At 58.8% G+C, this 18714-nt stretch carries 15 protein-coding genes and 2 tRNA genes; 7 read left to right on the forward strand and 10 right to left on the reverse strand.

All coding sequences use genetic code 11. The features are described from left to right. Positions 1-162: 162 nt before the first annotated feature. Positions 163-239: transfer RNA gene (locus tag RYB09_RS20030), tRNA-Asp, on the reverse strand. Between the two features lie 21 nt (positions 240-260). Then, positions 261-336, reverse strand: a tRNA-Val gene (locus tag RYB09_RS20035). A gap of 171 nt (positions 337-507) precedes the next feature. Between RYB09_RS20035 and rdgC the strand changes: the two genes are divergently transcribed. Together rdgC and RYB09_RS20045 are read left to right on the forward strand one after the other, a co-directional pair. Further along, a complete protein-coding gene (gene rdgC / locus RYB09_RS20040) occupies positions 508-1428 on the forward strand; it encodes a recombination-associated protein RdgC (RefSeq protein ID WP_057402085.1) in 921 nt (306 codons plus the stop codon). An 89-nt stretch (positions 1429-1517) separates the two neighbouring features. Next, positions 1518-2465: a bile acid:sodium symporter family protein gene (locus tag RYB09_RS20045; protein WP_058399772.1), complete on the forward strand. Its 948-nt coding sequence runs from the start codon at positions 1518-1520 to the stop codon at positions 2463-2465. 97 nt (positions 2466-2562) lie between these two features. On the opposite strand, the gene RYB09_RS20050 is transcribed toward RYB09_RS20045, so the two are convergent. After that, entirely contained in the window at positions 2563-4437 is a 1875-nt protein-coding gene (locus tag RYB09_RS20050) for an MFS transporter (RefSeq protein WP_058408887.1), read from the reverse strand. A gap of 243 nt (positions 4438-4680) precedes the next feature. On the opposite strand from RYB09_RS20050, the gene RYB09_RS20055 reads away from it, so the two are divergent. After that, complete coding sequence (locus RYB09_RS20055) at positions 4681-8154, forward strand: PAS domain-containing hybrid sensor histidine kinase/response regulator (RefSeq protein WP_058408888.1); 3474 nt, start codon at positions 4681-4683, stop codon at positions 8152-8154. Positions 8155-8209: 55 nt separating this feature from the next. On the opposite strand, the gene RYB09_RS20060 is transcribed toward RYB09_RS20055, so the two are convergent. Next, on the reverse strand, positions 8210-9148 hold the full coding sequence (locus RYB09_RS20060; RefSeq protein ID WP_122258292.1) for an aspartyl/asparaginyl beta-hydroxylase domain-containing protein: 939 nt from the start codon (positions 9146-9148) through the stop codon (positions 8210-8212). A 177-nt stretch (positions 9149-9325) separates the two neighbouring features. Next, positions 9326-10300 (reverse strand): cysteine synthase A, encoded by a 975-nt coding sequence (cysK, locus tag RYB09_RS20065; protein WP_002552621.1) that lies wholly within the window; start codon positions 10298-10300, stop codon positions 9326-9328. A gap of 126 nt (positions 10301-10426) precedes the next feature. Between cysK and RYB09_RS20070 the strand changes: the two genes are divergently transcribed. Further along, positions 10427-11494 carry a DUF748 domain-containing protein gene (locus RYB09_RS20070; protein WP_058399768.1) on the forward strand — a complete coding sequence of 356 codons (1068 nt, stop codon included), beginning with the start codon at positions 10427-10429 and terminating at the stop codon, positions 11492-11494. Here the strand turns inward: RYB09_RS20070 and RYB09_RS20075 are convergent. Further along, positions 11491-11979, reverse strand: a complete 489-nt coding sequence (locus RYB09_RS20075) for a DUF2442 domain-containing protein (RefSeq protein WP_031594859.1) — start codon at positions 11977-11979, stop codon at positions 11491-11493. The genes RYB09_RS20070 and RYB09_RS20075 overlap by 4 nt on opposite strands. Then, the gene (locus RYB09_RS20080) at positions 11976-12206 is read right to left on the reverse strand and encodes a DUF4160 domain-containing protein (protein WP_044317730.1); all 231 of its coding nucleotides are present in this window, start codon (positions 12204-12206) and stop codon (positions 11976-11978) included. The genes RYB09_RS20075 and RYB09_RS20080 overlap by 4 nt, the downstream gene beginning before the upstream one ends. Positions 12207-12411: 205 nt before the next feature. Here RYB09_RS20080 and RYB09_RS20085 point away from each other — a divergent pair, with 205 nt between their 5' ends. Further along, positions 12412-13257, forward strand: coding sequence for an AAA family ATPase (locus tag RYB09_RS20085; RefSeq protein ID WP_058399767.1), 846 nt, complete (start codon positions 12412-12414; stop codon positions 13255-13257). Between the two features lie 39 nt (positions 13258-13296). After that, positions 13297-14475, forward strand: a complete 1179-nt coding sequence (locus RYB09_RS20090) for a vWA domain-containing protein (protein WP_058399766.1) — start codon at positions 13297-13299, stop codon at positions 14473-14475. 61 nt (positions 14476-14536) lie between these two features. Here the strand turns inward: RYB09_RS20090 and RYB09_RS20095 are convergent, their stop codons facing one another. The 3 genes from RYB09_RS20095 to RYB09_RS20105 form a co-directional block, all read right to left on the reverse strand. Further along, positions 14537-15061: a DUF2937 family protein gene (locus tag RYB09_RS20095; protein ID WP_058399765.1), complete on the reverse strand. Its 525-nt coding sequence runs from the start codon at positions 15059-15061 to the stop codon at positions 14537-14539. A 45-nt stretch (positions 15062-15106) separates the two neighbouring features. Next, positions 15107-15895: a class II glutamine amidotransferase gene (locus RYB09_RS20100; RefSeq protein ID WP_005782804.1), complete on the reverse strand. Its 789-nt coding sequence runs from the start codon at positions 15893-15895 to the stop codon at positions 15107-15109. 76 nt (positions 15896-15971) lie between these two features. Continuing rightward, positions 15972-16448 (reverse strand): hypothetical protein, encoded by a 477-nt coding sequence (locus RYB09_RS20105; protein WP_058399764.1) that lies wholly within the window; start codon positions 16446-16448, stop codon positions 15972-15974. A gap of 131 nt (positions 16449-16579) precedes the next feature. Here RYB09_RS20105 and RYB09_RS20110 point away from each other — a divergent pair, with 131 nt between their 5' ends. Continuing rightward, a complete protein-coding gene (locus tag RYB09_RS20110; protein ID WP_316889909.1) occupies positions 16580-18640 on the forward strand; it encodes a S9 family peptidase in 2061 nt (686 codons plus the stop codon). Positions 18641-18714: the final 74 nt, after the last annotated feature.

Genomic DNA, 18714 nt, shown 5'->3' on the forward strand with positions numbered 1-18714 from the left:
AATAGCTTGGTCGTATGGTTACCAGGATGGCTCGGTAGCTGCCTGTCACACCCCGATGAATGAACGAGGACTTCATCGTTTCAGGAAAGCAGAAAGCAGAAAGCCCGCACAAGGCGGGCTTTCTGTTTGCTTCAAGGAGTTCAAGGGCCTTGAAGCTGAATATGGCGCAGCGGACGGGACTCGAACCCGCGACCCCCGGCGTGACAGGCCGGTATTCTAACCGACTGAACTACCGCTGCGCGTAACACTAAAAGCGAGTTTGGTGGGTGATGACGGGATCGAACCGCCGACCCGCTGCTTGTAAGGCAGCTGCTCTCCCAGCTGAGCTAATCACCCTTCACTCTCGGTGTGGCGCGCATTCTACGGAGCGACCTGCACTCTGGCAAGCACTTTTTTAAATAATTTTTATAATCCTTCCAAAGGCTTACAAACGCTCTGTGCAGGGTTGGCCGCAGCCGCCGAGGAGCGAATAATGCCCGCCTTTGTATAGAAAGAGAGACTCACCTCATGTGGTTCAAAAACCTGCTTGTCTATCGCCTGACCCAGGACGTGCCTTTCGATGCCGAAGCGCTGGAGACAGCACTGGCAACCAAACCGGCTCGTGCCTGCGCCAGCCAGGAGGTGGCCACCTATGGTTTCGTCGCTCCTTTCGGCAAGGGCGAGGACGCTCCATTGGTACACGTCAGCCAGGACTTTCTGCTGATTGCTGCACGCAAGGAAGAACGCATTCTGCCAGGCAGCGTTGTACGCGACGCGCTCAAGGAAAAAGTCGACGAGATCGAAGCCGAGCAGATGCGCAAGGTCTACAAGAAGGAACGCGATCAACTCAAGGATGAAATCATCCAGGCCTTTCTGCCGCGTGCGTTTATCCGCCGCTCCGCGACCTTCGCTGCCATCGCGCCAAAGCAGGGCCTGATTCTGGTCAACGCCTCCAGCCCGAAACGCGCCGAAGACCTGCTGTCGACCCTGCGTGAAGTGATCGGCTCGTTGCCGGTACGTCCGCTGACCGTCAAGGTTTCGCCAAGTGCGACCATGACCGACTGGGTCAAGACCCAGAAAGCGGCCGACAACTTCTTCGTGCTTGACGAATGCGAACTGCGCGACACCCACGAAGACGGCGGCATCGTACGTTGCAAGCGTCAGGACCTGACCAGCGACGAAATTCAGCTGCACTTGAACACCGGCAAGGTCGTCACCCAGCTGTCGCTGGCCTGGCAGGACAAGCTGTCGTTCGTGCTGGACGACAAACTGGTAGTCAAGCGCCTGAAGTTCGAAGACCTGCTGCAGGATCAGGCGGAACAGGACGGTGGCGACGAAGCGCTGGGCCAGCTCGACGCCAGCTTCACACTGATGATGCTGACGTTCGGCGAGTTCCTGCCGGAGCTGTTCGACGCGCTGGGCGGCGAGGAAATCCCGCAGGGGATCTGATCCCCGCCCGTCGCTGCCTGCAACACCGCGCCGTCCTGTGAGACGGCGCGTTCATTTCACACAGTTTTTTTTACAGGAGGGAACACGCCATGCGCGCGTTGGCAGCCTTGAGTCGGTTTGTCGGTAATACCTTTGCTTATTGGGTGCTGCTGTTCGCCATCCTGGCGTTTCTGTTCCCGCAGGCTTTTATCGGTCTGAAAAGCTGGATCGTACCGCTGCTGGGTCTGGTCATGTTCGGCATGGGTCTTACCTTGAAGCTGGAAGACTTCTCTGAGGTGGCGCGCAACCCGTGGCGCGTTGCGCTGGGTGTGGTCGCGCATTTTGTGATCATGCCCGGCGTGGCCTGGTTGCTGTGTCAGGTGTTTCAACTGCCGCCGGAAATCGCCGTGGGTGTGATTCTGGTCGGCTGCTGCCCGAGCGGTACGTCCTCCAACGTCATGGCCTGGCTGGCCAAAGGTGATCTGGCGCTGGCGGTGGCAATCGCAGCGGTGACTACCCTGCTCGCCCCGCTGCTGACCCCGACGCTGATCTGGTTACTGGCGTCGGCGTGGTTGCCGGTGTCCTTCCTCGATATGTTCTGGTCGATCCTGCAACTGGTCATGCTGCCGATCGTGCTCGGTGTAGTTGCACAGCGTCTGCTGGGTGCGCGGGTCAGATATGCCGTGGACGTGCTGCCGCTGGTCTCGGTGGTGAGCATCGTGATGATTGTCTGCGCCGTAGTCGCCGCCAGCCAGGCGAAAATCGCCGAATCGGGCTTGTTGATCATGGCCGTGGTGATCCTGCACAACACCTTCGGCTTTTTGCTGGGTTATTTTACCGGCAAGGCATTCAAGCTGCCCTTGCCGCAACGCAAGTCACTGGCGCTGGAAGTAGGCATGCAGAACTCAGGGCTTGGCGCCGCATTGGCCAGCGCTCACTTTTCGCCACTGGCGGCGGTGCCAAGCGCGCTGTTCAGCGTCTGGCACAACATTTCCGGGGCGTTGCTATCGACGTATTTCAGGAAGATGCCGGAGGAAGAAACCAAGCCCGGCCTTTGATCCGCGGCGGCACCTGAAGGTGACGCAGAGCATCACGAAATGCATGCCTACGAGCATTGGCACGATAGTCATATCGTGCCAATGCAGCGCGGAGCGCTTATTGCACCTTCCCTCTCAGCGCCTTCACCTCTTCGCGCACATCCACCGGCGTTGCAACATCTGCTGCAATGGGCGAACCGGCGACCAGCACCACGCGTGACCACAAGCGACGGAACAGGGTCTTGCTCGGATCACGGCTGAAAAAGCTGCCCCACAAGCCTTGTAGTGCGAGCGGAATGACCGGCACTGGCGTTTCCTGGATGATGCGGCTCATGCCGCTCTTGAAGCCGCTGATCTCGCCGTCGGTGGTCAGCTTGCCTTCCGGGAAGATACACACAAGCTCGCCTTCCGCGAGGTACTGAGCGATGCGCTTGAACGATTGCTCGTAGATGTCCATGTCCTCGTTGCGCCCGGCAATCGGGATGGTCCCGGCCGTGCGGAAGATAAAGTTGAGGACCGGCAACTGGTAGATCTTGTAGTACATGACAAACCGGATCGGCCGCCGCACTGCACCGGCAATCAGCAACGCATCGACAAAGGACACATGGTTGCAGACCAGCAGCGCTGCGCCTTCATCAGGTATCCGGTTCAAATCCCGGTGTTCGACGCGGTACATGGAGTGGCCCAGCAGCCAGATCATGAAGCGCATGGTGAACTCGGGGACGATCTTGAAGATGTAGATATTGACGGCGATGTTCATCAGCGACACCGCCAGAAACAGCTGCGGAATCGACAGTTTGGCGAAGCTCAGCAACAGGATCGAAACAATCGCCGAAACCACCATGAACAGCGCGTTGAGGATGTTGTTGGCAGCAATGACGCGCGAGCGCTCTTTCACCGGCGTTCGCGACTGGATCAGGGCGTACAACGGCACGATATAGAAGCCGCCGAACACGCCAATACCCAGAATATCGAACAGCACCAGCCAGCCCTGCCCGTAGGAAAGGACCGCCAGCCAGTCGTTGGCCTGCACGTTCTGCGGGAAACCACCGGAATGCCACCACAGCAACAGACCGAAAATCGTCAGCCCCATCGAGCCAAACGGCACCAGCCCGATCTCGACCTTATGCCCGGATAACCGCTCGCAAAGCAGCGAGCCCAGCGCGATGCCGATGGAGAACACGGTCAGGATCAGGGTAACGACCGTTTCGTCGCCATACATCCATTCCTTGGCATAGGCCGGGATCTGCGTCAGGTAGATCGCCCCCACGAACCAGAACCACGAGTTGCCGACAATCGAGCGCGAAACCGCAGGCGTTTGCCCCAGCCCCATGCGCAAGGTCGCCCATGACTGGGTGAAGATGTTCCAGTTGAGCTTCATCTCCGGCGAGGCGGCATCGGCGCGCGGGATACCGAAGCTGGCCAGGAACCCCAGGCAGGCGACCAGCACGATGGCAGCCGCCACCACCCAGGCATAGTGCGAAGAAGACATCATCACACCCGCGCTGATGGTGCCGGCCAGAATCGCCAGAAAGGTACCCATCTCGACCAGCGCGTTGCCGCCGACCAGTTCGCTCTCGCGCAGGTGCTGGGGCAGGATCGAATACTTGACCGGTCCGAACAGCGCCGAATGCGTGCCCATGGCAAACAGCGCCGCCAGCATCAATTCAAGGTGATCGAACAGAAAGCCCGCAGCCCCGACCGCCATGATGACGATCTCGCCGAACTTGATAATGCGGATCAGCGTGTCCTTGGGGTACTTCTCGCCGAACTGCCCGGCCAGCGCCGAGAACAGGAAGAACGGCAGGATGAACAGCAAGGCACACAGATTGACGTAGATCGAACGATCCCCGTCAATGCTCAGCTTATAGAGGATGGCGAGGATCAATGACTGCTTGAAAATATTGTCATTGAACGCCCCGAGGGACTGCGTGATGAAAAACGGCAGGAAACGGCGTTTCCCGAGCAAGCTGAATTGTGACTGTTGGCTCATCGTCCGTGGTCCTGAGAGGCTGGGGTGAACTGACGTAGCCGCCAATCCGAGGCACATTGAAGACGTAACGCCGCCGAATGTCGATAGGACATTTCTTTTTACAAAACACCCCGCACCATTTTTCATCGTTACGGGCGTTTGCGTAACAGCTGCGACACCGCGCCACGCTCGACCTTGGTCGACAAAGACGAAGCGCGGCCATCGTGCGAGACTGCGCGCTATCAATACGGTGTGGAATTTCATATGTCGCTGTCCAGCGGGCTGATTGCGGCCGTTGCCTTGTCCTATATGGCCATCATGTTTGCTATCGCCTTTTACGGCGACCGCTACAGCGCATCGCTGCGCCCGACAATGCGCGCCTGGGTCTACAGCCTGTCGCTGGCAGTGTATTGCACCAGTTGGACGTTTTTCGGCGCGGTGGGTCAGGCGGCCGAACAGCTGTGGTCTTTCCTGCCGATTTATCTGGGGCCTATCGTGCTGATGGTGCTGGCGCCCTGGGTGCTGCAGAAGATGGTGCTGATCAGCAAGCAGGAAAACATCACCTCAATTGCCGACTTCATCGCAGCACGCTACGGCAAGTCCCAGTCACTGGCGGTCATGGTCGCGCTGATCTGTCTGATCGGCATGCTGCCGTATATCGCGCTGCAACTGAAAGGCATCGTGCTGGGCGTGAATATCCTGATTGGTGCCGTGGCTGATTCCACCGGCACCCGCGCTCAGGACACCGCGCTGGTGGTGTCGCTGATTCTGGCGCTGTTCACCATCGTCTTCGGTGCACGCAATCTGGATGTGACCGAACACCATCGCGGTATGGTGCTGGCGATTGCCTTCGAAGCACTGGTCAAGCTGTTTGCCTTCATGGCGGTCGGCGTGTTCGTCACGTTCGGTCTGTATGACGGTTTTGATGACCTGTTCAATCAGGCCAAACTTGCGCCACGCCTCGAGGAATACTGGCAAGACACGATCAACTGGCCGTCGATGTTCGTGCAGACCGGTGTGGCGATGATGGCGATTGTCTGCCTGCCGCGACAGTTTCACGTCACGGTGGTCGAAAACATCGAGCCTCAGGACCTGAATCTCGCCAAATGGGTGTTCCCGGCCTATCTGGCACTGGCTGCATTGTTCGTCGTGCCAATTGCGCTGGCCGGACAAATGCTGCTGCCCGCCTCCATGCTGCCCGACTCATTCGTGATCAGTCTGCCCCTGGCGCACGCTCATCCGTCACTCGCCCTGCTGGCCTTCATCGGCGGCGCATCGGCGGCAACCGGCATGGTAATCGTCGCCTGCGTGGCGCTGTCGACGATGATATCCAACGACATGCTGCTGCCGTGGCTGTTAAGACGCAAAAACACCGAAAGGCCGTTCGAAGCGTTTCGTCACTGGATGCTCTCGGTAAGGCGCATCAGCATTGTGATGATTCTCCTGCTGGCCTATGTCAGCTACCGGATGCTGGGTTCGACGGCCAGCCTGGCGACTATCGGCCAGATCGCCTTTGCCGCGATCACTCAGTTGGCACCGGCCATGTTCGGAGCGCTGTACTGGAAGCAGGCTAACCGGCGTGGTGTCTTTGCAGGCCTGGCGGCGGGTATCTTCATCTGGTTCTACACCCTGGTGCTGCCGGTCGCGGCGCATGGCATGGGCTGGTCGCTGAGCAATTTCCCGCTACTGTCCTGGCTGCACAGCAACCCGTTCGACCTGCCGATCTCGCCGATGACTCAGGGCGTGGTGCTGTCGATGGCCGGCAACTGCACGCTGTTCGCCTGGGTGTCGATGTTGTCGAGAACCCGAGTGGCGGAGCACTGGCAGGCAGGTCGTTTCATTGGTCAGGAAACCCAGGGACGCGACTTCAGCCGACCGCTGCTTGCCGTCCAGATAGAAGACCTGCTCAGCCTCTCGGCGCGTTTTGTCGGTGAAGACCGGGCACGTCAGAGCTTCATTCGCTTCGCCTACAGACAAGGCAAGGGTTTCAACCCCAGCCTGAATGCCGATGGAGAGTGGATCGCGCATACCGAGCGGCTGCTGGCTGGCGTGCTCGGCACTTCCTCGACCCGCGCCGTGGTCAAGGCCGCTATCGAAGGGCGCGATATGCAGCTGGAAGACGTCGTACGCATCGCCGACGAAGCGTCCGAAGTTTTGCAGTTCAACCGTGCACTGTTGCAGGGTGCCATCGAAAACATTACCCAAGGCATCAGTGTGGTGGATCAGTCCTTGAGGCTGGTGGCCTGGAACCGCCGCTACCTCGAGCTGTTCAATTACCCCGAAGGCCTGATTGGCGTCGGCCGGCCGATCGCCGACATCATTCGCTACAACGCCGAACGCGGGCTGTGCGGGCCGGGTGAGGCTGAAGTTCACGTGGCGCGACGCCTGCACTGGATGCGTCAGGGCCGCGCGCACACCTCGGAGCGACTGTTCCCCAACGGTCAGGTGATCGAGCTGATCGGCAATCCGATGCCCGGCGGCGGTTTCGTCATGAGCTTCACCGACATCACCGCGTTTCGTGCCGCCGAACAGGCCCTCAAAGGCGTCAATGAAAGCCTTGAGCAGCGTGTCGCCGCACGTACCCACGAGTTGTCGCAGCTCAATCAGGCGCTGACCGAGGCCAAGGGCACCGCCGAAGCCGCCAACGAATCGAAAACCCGCTTTCTGGCCGCCGTCAGCCATGACCTGATGCAGCCGCTGAATGCTGCAAGACTGTTTTCTGCAGCGCTGTCGCATCAGCAGGACGGCATTTCCAGCGACGCCCAGCAACTGGTCCAGCATCTGGACAGCTCGTTGCGTTCTGCCGAAGACCTGATCAGCGACCTGCTGGACATCTCGCGCCTGGAAAACGGCAAGATCACCCCGGACCGCCAACCGTTCCCGCTCAACGCGCTGTTTGACACCTTGGGCGCCGAATTCAAAGCGCTGGCCCAGGAGCAGGGTCTGAGTTTTCGTTTCAGAGGCAGTTCACTGCGCGTCGACAGTGATATCAAGCTATTGCGCCGGGTCCTGCAAAACTTTCTGACCAATGCTTTCCGCTATGCCAAAGGCCCTATTCTGCTGGGTGTCAGACGTCACGGCGGCAGCCTGAGCCTTGAGGTCTGGGACCGCGGGCCGGGCATCCCCGAAGACAAGCGCCAGGTGATCTTCGAAGAATTCAAACGCCTCGACAGCCACAAGACTCACGCGGCCAAGGGGCTGGGCCTGGGGCTGGCGATTGCCGATGGTTTGTGTCGCATTCTCGAGCACCCTTTGCAGGTGCGTTCGTGGCCTGGCAAAGGCAGCGTTTTCAGCGTGCGCGTGCCACTGGCAGCAGCCCCGGCGACAATGCCCGATACGCTGCCGGATGTCAGCCGACCCGCGCTGAACGGCACGCAGGTGCTGTGTGTCGACAATGAAGACAGCATCCTGATCGGCATGAACAGCCTGTTGTCACGCTGGGGTTGTCAGGTGTGGACCGCTCGCAGTCGCCTGGAATGCGAAGCGCTGCTGAACAATGGCGTCAGGCCGCAGATTGCGTTGGTGGATTACCATCTGGATGAGGGCGAAACCGGTACTGAACTGATGGCCTGGCTACGAACCCGCCTGGGTCAACCGGTGCCGGGCGTGCTCATCAGCGCTGATGGCCGTCCGGAGTTGATTGCTCAGGTGCATGCAGCAGGACTCGATTACCTGCCCAAACCGGTCAAACCCGCAGCGCTGCGAGCGTTGTTGAGCCGGCATGTGAATCTGGACTGAGAAAGGGCTGACGGTTGTTCGCCGTGACAGCGAACAACCGGATCAAAGCGGTTGCTTAACCAAACAACCAGTAGCCCAGCAACGTCAGCACCACCACCGCCAGTACAGGCCGCAAAATGCGGTAGGCCTTGGGGTTGGCGCGCTTGAACTGCTTGACCTTGCCACTGAAGCCGTCGCTGAAGCGCTTGCTGAACGCATACGCCTGATTGATCCCGCCGACACGCTCGTCATCCAGATTCTGCGGCGCGGTTGCGCGGCCCAGAAACGCACTGACGCTGCGGTTCACACGCGTCATGAAGCGGTTGGTCAGCGGACGCTCGACGTCACAGAACAGAATCACCCGGGTCTGCGGCGTTTCATTCTTGACCCAGTGCACGTAGGTCTCGTCGAACATCACGTCCTGGCCATCACGCCAGGCGTATTCCTTGCCATCGACAAAGATCCGGCACTCATCGGAATTCGGCGTAGACAGCCCCAGGTGATAACGCAGGGAACCGGCAAACGGATCGCGGTGCGGGTTGAGGTGGCTGCCGCCCGGCAACAGCGCGAACATCGCGCCTTTGACGTTGGGAATGCTGTTGACCAGCTCAACGGTCTTCGGGCACAGCGCTTCGGCAGATGGCAGTGCCTTGTCATACCATTTCAGATAAAAACGCTTCCAGCCCTTCTTGAAGAACGAGCCGAAACCGGCGTCGTTATTCTTCTCGGCCGCACGAATGTAGCCTTCATCGAACAGGTGCATGGCTTCGTCGCGAATGGTTTCCCAGTTGTCCTTGAGGATATCCAGCTCAGGGAATTTGCTGCGATCCAGATACGGCTCGGACGGCACACGGGAAAACAGGTACATCAGTGCGTTATAAGGCGCGAACAATGCCGAATGGTTGACGAACTGCCGCAACAGGGGCAGCCGGGCCCGACCGCGCAAATGAACGTACAGCGTGCTGCCCAGAAACAGCATCAGGATCGATGCCTTGGCAACAAATGAAAGGGTCATGAAGCTCTCCTTGAAGCGGGCAGATAACGCCAAACGTCACGCGGGCAGTACTGATGCATGATTCTGAATGAAGGACCGCAAGCACCGGACGAACAGAGATAATCGTCCGGTGACGCGTAAGCTGGCCATCATAAACCCTTGCGTTGCCCGCATGAAGTGCACACTTGCGAAGATGTGTTACTGAGAAAGCTCCTGATCGGTAAACAGGTCGCTGAACAGCATGCTGGACAGGTAACGTTCGCCAGAGTCAGGCAGGATCACCACGATAGTCTTGCCCTGCATCTCCGGTTTTTCAGCCAGACGAACGGCTGCCGCCATGGCCGCGCCGCAGGAAATACCACAGAGAATGCCCTCCTCCTGCATCAGACGCCGGGCCATGGCCTTGGACTCTTCATCGGTGACACGCTCTACCCGGTCGACAATCGACAGATCGAGGTTTTTCGGAATGAAACCGGCACCGATGCCTTGAATCTTGTGCGGGCTGGGTTTGATCTCTTCACCGGCCATCGCCTGGGTGATAATCGGCGAACCGTCTGGCTCGACCGCAACCGACAGGATCGGCTTGCCTGCGGTGTGCTTGATATAGCGGGAAATACCGGTGATAGTCCCGCCAGTCCCGACGCCTGCCACCAGTACGTCGATAGCGCCGTCGGTGTCCGCCCAGATTTCAGGGCCGGTGGTCTTTTCATGGATGGCCGGGTTGGCCGGGTTCTCGAACTGTGCGGGCATGAAGTATTTTTCCGGATCGCCCGCCAGCAGCTCTTCTGCCTTGGCAATCGCGCCTTTCATCCCCTTTGCCGGTTCAGTCAACACCAGTTCGGCACCCAGCGCCTTGAGTACCTTGCGACGTTCTATGCTCATGGAAGCGGGCATGGTGAGCATCAATTTGTAACCACGGGCGGCGGCAACGAATGCCAGGCCAATCCCGGTATTGCCCGAGGTCGGTTCGACGATGGTCATGCCAGGCTTGAGTTTGCCGCTGCTTTCAGCGTCCCAGATCATGTTGGCGCCGATACGGCACTTGACGGAGTAGCCCGGATTACGTCCTTCGATCTTGGCCAGAATCGTGACACCGCGGGGCGCAATACGATTGATCTGCACCAGCGGCGTATTACCGATGGAATGGGCGTTATCAGCGTAGATACGGCTCATGAAAGTGTCCTTGTGCACATCGGTTAAAGACCCAAAGCCTATGCCGCCAGCCTTGGGGCGTCCAGTCTGACCGAACGGATGACCGCGTGCGTAGTCAATCCCTCATTGAAACAGGAGACTCATGTCATGAAACGTCGCTACAGCTGGCCGCTATGGACCATGGCCGCTCTGGTAGTTCTGCTGATCGCGGTCAATATCGCCTTGCCCTATCTGGTGCGCGACTATCTGAACGACAAACTGGCCGACATGGGCGACTACCGAGGTGAGATCACCGACGTAGACCTCGCACTATGGCGAGGGGCTTACCGGATCAAGGGACTGAAGATCGTAAAGACCGATGGCAAGGTCCCGGTGCCCTTTTTCGACGCACCGATGATCGAACTGGCTGTCAGCTGGCATTCACTCTGGTATGACCATGCAGTGGTCGCGAAAGCCCTCTTCACCGGCCCGCAGATCAACTTCGTGGACGGCGGCAGCAAGCAGAACTCGCAGACCGGTCAGGGCACCGACTGGCGTACCCAGATGGACAAGCTGCTGCCCATCACCCTCAACGAATTGCGCATCGATAACGGGCGCATCACGTTCAATAACTTCAACTCCACGCCCAAGGTAAAAATCGAGGCGGATCAGGTCAATGCCAGCATCTATAACCTGACCAACGTGGTCGACGTGGAAGGCAACCGCGATGCCGAGTTCAAGGGCAAGGCACGTCTGCTGGGCCATGCCGACCTGGAGAGCACCGCCAGATTCGATCCGTTCAGCAACTTTGAAGATTTCGACTTCAAACTGCGCGCCACCGGCATTCAGCTCAAGAAGCTCAACGACTTCTCGTCGGCGTATGGCAAGTTCGATTTCAACGCCGGCGATGGCGATGTGGTGATTGAAGCGCAGGCCGACAAAGGCCAGCTCAAGGGCTATATAAAGCCGCTGCTGCGCAACGTGGACGTGTTCAACTGGCAGCAGGACGTCGAGAACAAGGACAAGGGCGTTTTCCGCTCGATCTGGGAAGCGCTGGTCGGCACCAGCGAAACCGTATTGAAAAACCAGCGGGAAAACCAGTTCGCCACCCGTGTCGATCTGAGCGGCAGCGTCCATCAGCAGGACATCAGCGGCTTCCAAGCGTTTCTGCAGATCCTGCGCAATGCTTTCGTGCAGGCATTCAATGCGCGTTATGAGAGCAGCAAGGGGTCTTAGTGGTCCTTTTTATCCACGGAATAAACACCCCGCTCCTCGGCGGCATGTGCCTGTTGCTGCAATGCATCCCAGCCCAGGCAAGCCAGCGCAAGGGTACGTGGCGTAGCTTCGCGAGAGTTGCTGTAGCGAGTGATGCTGCGAGGGCTGACACCCAATGCCTGTGCGGCCTTAGCCAAGGGCAAACCCGTGCGGGCACGCCACCCGATGAAAATACGCGTGTTTTCGTCGGTGGCAGCTTGAGCCTGAGCGTCGAGATACAGGGTATCCGCACCGATCTGGATATCCAGTTCAGGCCATTCAACCGTCCAGCCATCATCGCCCACTTGGGCGTGGGCAAAGGCTTCAGCAGCAATCAGGGGTCGTAACCCCGGAAAAGCCTGCACATCAGCGCTCATGTCGAGGACGAATTGTTGATCGTCGATGAATGTCAGGGCCAGCCGGTATCCGGACTGCGCCTGAACATCCCTGAGCCGGGGTCGTTTCATGGATGCCATCGTTTCCACTCCTCCATCAGTTCGTCGCGGTGAATTCGTATCCATTCGAGAGCTTCCTTAAGCACAACAGTCGGGGCATGTCCGCGCATGGGCTCTACGAGCTCAAGGCAAATCAGTACATCCAGACCACCACCGGTCAGATGCACATGCGGCGGCAGGTGGTCTTTTTCCCTCAACTGAATCCTGTATTTATCCCTGAATCTGTATTTAGTCGACATGAAGCGTATGGTATAGCCAAATTAGCCATACCAAAAGCAGCGTTACAATTTCGACCCGGTCACTGCGTGACGCCCCATTCAAGAACTGAATGAGGCGTCTGCGTTCACAGCCGTCCGGCAGCCACGTTATAGTTCCGGCATTGCTTGCCCCTGTTACGGTGTGCGCACCGGCAGGCTGCGCCTACCCACGTGAAAAGGATTGATCATGAAGTTCGAAGGCACCCCGGCATACGTCGCCACTGACGATCTCAAGCTGGCGGTCAACGCGGCAATCACGCTGGAGCGTCCGCTGTTGGTCAAGGGCGAGCCCGGCACCGGCAAGACCATGCTGGCCGAGCAAATGGCCGAGTCCTTTGGCGCGAAGCTGATCACCTGGCATATCAAGTCCACTACCAAGGCGCATCAGGGCCTCTACGAATACGATGCCGTCAGCCGTCTGCGTGACTCTCAATTGGGCGTGGACAAAGTCCACGACGTACGTAACTACCTGAAAAAGGGCAAGCTCTGGGAAGCCTTCGAGTCCGATGAGCGGGTCATTTTGCTGATCGACGAGATCGACAAGGCCGACATCGAGTTCCCCAACGACCTGTTGCAGGAACTCGACAAGATGGAGTTCTACGTCTACGAAATCGATGAAACGATCAAGGCCAAAAAGCGCCCGATCATCATCATTACCTCCAACAACGAAAAGGAATTGCCGGACGCCTTCCTGCGTCGCTGCTTCTTCCACTACATCGCCTTCCCGGACCGTGCCACCCTGCAACGCATCGTCGACGTGCATTACCCGGACATCAAGAAAGACCTGGTGAGCGAAGCGCTGGACGTGTTTTTCGACGTGCGCAAAGTGCCGGGCCTGAAGAAGAAGCCCTCCACGTCCGAACTGGTGGACTGGCTGAAGCTGCTGATGGCCGACAACATCGGTGAAGCCGTACTGCGTGAGCGCGACCCGACCAAGGCGATCCCGCCGCTGGCCGGGGCGCTGGTCAAGAATGAACAGGATGTGCATTTGCTTGAGCGTCTGGCGTTCATGAGCCGCCGCGGCAACCGTTGAGCGCGTCCATCAACCCCGTTACGTAAAAGGGCGACAGCCATGCTGCTCAACCTGTTCAACGAAATGCGCGCGGCCAAAGTGCCGGTGTCTCTGCGTGAACTGCTGGACCTGATCAATGCGCTGAAACAGCGGGTTATCTTTGCCGATATCGATGAGTTCTACTTTCTTGCGCGCACGATTCTGGTCAAGGACGAGCGCCATTTCGACAAATTCGACCGGGCCTTCGGTGCGTATTTCAAAGGTTTGGAAAATCTCGACGATCATTTGCAGGCATTGATCCCTGAAGACTGGCTGCGCAAAGAGTTCGAGCGCTCACTGAGTGACGAGGAACGCGCGCAAATTCAGTCCCTCGGCGGCCTCGACAAGCTGATCGAGGAATTCAAGAAGCGTCTGGAAGAACAGAAGGAACGCCACGCGGGTGGCAACAAATGGATCGGCACAGGCGGCACCAGCCCTTTCGGCTCGGGGGGCTATAACCCTGAAGGCATTCGTGTCGGCGACGCAGGGGAACGCAAGGGCAAGGCAGTCAAGGTCTGGGATCAGCGCGAATATAAAAACCTGGACGATCAGGTCGAACTGGGTACGCGCAATATCAAGGTGGCCCTGCGCCGTCTGCGCAAGTTTGCCCGCCAAGGCGCTGCGGATGAACTGGACATCGACGGCACCATTGATCACACAGCTCGCGATGCGGGCCTGCTGAACATTCAAATGCGCCCTGAGCGGCGCAACACCATCAAATTATTGCTGCTGTTCGACATCGGTGGTTCGATGGACGCACACGTCAAGATCTGCGAAGAGCTGTTCTCGGCCTGCAAGACCGAGTTCAAGCATATGGAGTATTTCTACTTCCATAATTTCATCTACGAATCGGTGTGGAAGAACAACCTGCGCCGCGGTTCAGAGCGAACCGCCACGCAAGACCTGCTGCACAAGTACGGCGCAGACTACAAAGTGATTTTCATCGGCGACGCTTCGATGGCACCGTATGAAATCACCCAGCCCGGTGGCAGCGTCGAACACTGGAATGAAGAAGCAGGCTATGTATGGATGCAGCGCTTCATGGCCAAATTCAAGAAGATCATCTGGATCAATCCCTACCCCAAGGATGCCTGGGACTACACCACGTCCACGCATATCGTGCGCGACCTGATTGAAGGGCAAATGTACCCGCTAACCCTGCGCGGCCTGGAAGAAGGCATGCGTCATCTGGCGAAATAAGCATGACGGGCGCGTGCTGACTCTACGCAACGCCCGTTGTCGTTATTACCGTATCCAGCGATCAGCGCCAGTCCCGCTCAAGTTGCGGCTTGCGTCGTCCACCGTGAATCACCCAGCCGAGTAACAGCCCAACGCTTTCCACCACAAGGGCCAGCAGCAATGCACTGATGATGCCCCAGGCAATGACTTCGGGGGCCAGCAGAACTTGCCACGTATAACCGTTGAACGTTTCCCGGCGAATATCCGCATCGGCTGACGTGACGACGAACAGGGCCTTGGAATACCAAGGCCCCTGGAGCCCAAGCCACTGACGCTCAAGGATGTGGGTACGGCTCATCAACGTATCGATGTTGTCCGCATCGGCTCGGAAAACCGGGTCTTCGCTGCTGCGATAGTGTTGGATCAGCGCTTGTATATCGCCCTTGAAGAACTGCTGCGCAGTAGCGGTGTAGCCCTTGACGGCCTGTTGCGCCTCGATCAGATGCGCTTCGACACGCTTGCTGTAATCACTGATGAACCCGGGAATCTGTACCCCGAACAGCAGGCCCATGGTGAACAGGACCAATCGCAGATAACTTCGCAGCATCAATATCCCTCTTCTTTTTTATCCAATGTGCCGGTGGAGGCGCTGTTACTGCACTGCTGTCTCGACCGAGCCTTGCGCCACGCACTCACCCTTGCGCCACAGGCTCCACTGGCCCGGCTCATAGCGCTTCCAGTTTTCGTTCTCGGTCAATGGCTCGGTGGCGATCACAGTCACCACGTCGTGCGGCGTTGTTTCAGCCTGAAAATCGACAATCACGTCTACATCTTTCAACCTCGCCGGGCCGAACGGCGCGCGCCGGGTGATCTGGACCAGTTTGGTACTGCAAAAGCAAAACAGCCAGTCGCCATCGCTCAACAGGCAGTTGAACACGCCTTTACTACGGTATTCAGTGCAGGCCTGGATCAGTGAAGGTAGTAATTGCTCAACCTCAACCGGCTCGGGAAAGGCTTCGCGAACGCGATTGAGCAGGTCGCAGAATGCAGCTTCGCTGTCGGTATCGCCCACCGGCCTGTAAAAAGTGGCACCGGGGGTGAAATCGGCTAGCTGACCATTGTGCGCAAAGCACCAGTTGCGACCCCAGAGTTCACGCACGAAAGGATGAGTGTTGGACAGGCAGACCTTGCCGACGTTGGCCTGACGAATATGGCCAATCACCACTTCGCTCTTGATCGGATAGCGCTGCACCAGTTGTGCAACTTCTGATTCACTGCTGGCTGCCGGGTCCTGAAACAAGCGCAGGCCGCGACCCTCGTAGAAGGCAATGCCCCAGCCATCGCGATGCGGACCAGTACGCCCGCCACGCTGCATCAGCCCGGTAAAGCTGAAGACTATGTCGGTCGGGACATTGGCGCTCATGCCCAGTAGTTCACACATGCTCAGGTTCTCGCTTCAAGACGTTTTGCAGCAGGGCATGCGCCGACAATGACGGCGCATGCCAACGAAGCGGGATCTACAACCGCGGTTCGACCCGTGCAGCCCTGGTCGGAGGAAGCGGCGCAGCGGATTTGCGAGGGTAGCGATCGTCCTCGGCAAACGGTTCGTCAGTGGAGTCTGTGTCGGCAGGCTGAGCGACGGGCCGGGGCTGGCGAGCCTTGCGGCTGCGCTCGATCGGCCAGCGGATGAGCACGAACAGCGCGTACGCAGCAAAGGCGAACATGCCATACATGGCCAGATCCGACACAGCGGTCCAGACATTGCTGCCGACCTTGAACATCAGGTCGAGCGCGGTGATCGCCACGGCGGGCGCCATCGCATCCTTGGCAGGGTCGACCATGGTCGGCGTAAACAGCAGCACCGCGACTGCTACCAGCAACGGTTCCTTGAGATAACGCCACATCCAGCGGGTCATCAGGAACCATACCAGCAGGCAACCCAACGCGGCGAAGGCGTAGACGCTCCAGGCGATCAGATAGTCGTTTTCGGTCATGACGTCCGTGGTAAGGCAGGTAAAGAGGCGCTTATGATAACGGCTTTTGCCTGACGCGGCTTGCCTCGCTTCAGTAATCGGTTCAGCGTGTACCGAATTTCCATGATTGATGCCTAAACAGAGAGCCCAGCATGTCCTTCTCGAATGCAACCTCCAGCGCCCCGATTGCTCGCAAGGCCGACGGTTCCGATCCCTATGCCTGGCTACAGAACCGCGACACTGACGAGGTGCTCGACTACCTCAAGGCGGAAAATGCCTGGCAGGAGCAGCAACTGGCAGAGCAGACCGGGTTGCGCGAAAACCTGTTTCAGGAGATCAAGGGCCGTATCCTCGAAACCGATCTGTCACTGCCCTCCCCTTGGGGGCCGTACCTTTATTACACGCGCACCACACAAGGCGATGAATACGCCCGTCACTATCGCTGCCCGCGCCCGGCCGACGACTCCAACACGGTGGACGAAAGCCGTGAAGAACTGTTGCTGGACCCGAACGCGATGGCCGATGGCGGCTTCTTTTCGCTGGGTGCGTTCAGCATCAGCCCCGACCATCAGCGCCTGGCCTACAGCCTGGACACCAGTGGCGACGAGGTGTACCAGCTTTACGTCAAGGAACTGAGCACCGGCCAGATCAGCAGCCTGCCGTTTGAAGACTGCGACGGCAGCATGACCTGGGCCAACGACAGCCAGACCCTGTTTTTCGGTGAGCTGGACGAAACCCACCGCCCCGGCAGGCTGCATCGCCACACATTGGGCAATGCATCGGCAGAGCTGGTGTTCGACGAGCCGGACGGCCGATTCTTCCTGCACTGCTTCCGTAGCAGTTCCGAACGCCAACTGATCATTCTGCTCAACAGCAAAACCACCAGCGAAGCCTGGGTGCTGGATGCCGATCATCCGCAACAGGCCTTCACCTGCCTCGCGCCGCGCAGCGAAGGGCATGAGTATTATCCGGATCACGGCCTGCTCAATGGTGTGTGGAGCTGGTTCATCCGCAGCAATCAGAGCGGCATCAACTTCGCGCTGTATCACGCAGCGGAACACGCCAGTGGCGCCCCGGCTCGCGAAGACTGGCAGACCCTGGTTGCACACGACGACAAGGTCATGCTCGAAGGCGTGAGCCTCAACGCCAAGGCCGTCAGTCTGAGCCTTCGCGAGGGCGGCCTGCCGATCATCGAAGTACGCCCGCAGGATCTGCCCGCCTATCGCGTGCAGTTGCCCGACGCCGCCTACAGCCTGTATGTGCAGGACACCCTGGAGTTCGACAGCGACAGAATTCGCCTGCGCTACCAGTCGCTGAACCGTCCGGCCCAGGTGCGTCAACTGACCCTGGCCAGCGGCGAGCAGGTAGTACTCAAGGAAACGCCGGTGCTGGGCACCTTCGACGCCGATGCCTACGTCAGCCAGCGTTTGTGGGCCACCGCCAGTGACGGCACTCAGGTGCCGATCAGCCTGGTGGTCAAGCGCGAACTGGCCGGCAAAGCGAACCCGCTGTATCTGTACGGCTACGGTGCCTACGGCGAGAGCCTCGACCCGTGGTTTTCCCACGCGCGCCTGAGCCTGCTCGAGCGTGGCGTGGCGTTTGCCATCGCCCATGTACGCGGCGGCGGCGAGCTGGGCGAGGCCTGGTATCGCAATGGCAAGCAGGAGCATAAACAGAACACCTTCGGCGACTTCATTGCCTGCGCCGAACATCTTGTTGCCCAGGGCCTGACCAGTGCCGAACAGCTTGTGATCAGCGGTGGCAGCGCTGGTGGCCTGCTGATCGGTGCCGTGCTCAACCAGCGACCCGAGCTGTTCAAGGCAGCGATTGCCGAAGTACCGTTCGTCGATGTGCTGAACACCATGCTCGATCCGGACCTGCCGTTGACCGTTACCGAATACGACGAATGGGGAAACCCGCAGGAGCCTGAGGTCTATGAGCGAATAAAGGCCTACGCGCCTTATGAGAACGTCAGCGCTCAGGCGTACCCGGCCATGCTGGTCATCGCCGGGTACAACGACAGCCGTGTGCAGTATTGGGAAGCCGCCAAATGGGTGGCGAAGTTACGCGCCCGCAAAACCGACGACAATCTGCTGCTGCTCAAGACAGAACTGGGTGCCGGACACGGCGGCATGAGTGGACGCTATCAAGGGTTGCGTGACGTGGCGCTGGAGTACGCGTTTATCTTCAAAGTATTGCAGATCGCCGAATGAACTTGGCGTGAAACACCTGTCTTACTAGCATCGGGGGGCACGGAGCTGCCCCCTTCGTATCAGGATTGAAAGAC

The organism is Pseudomonas syringae group sp. J254-4, from assembly GCF_032586855.1.
Lineage (GTDB): Bacteria > Pseudomonadota > Gammaproteobacteria > Pseudomonadales > Pseudomonadaceae > Aquipseudomonas > Aquipseudomonas amygdali.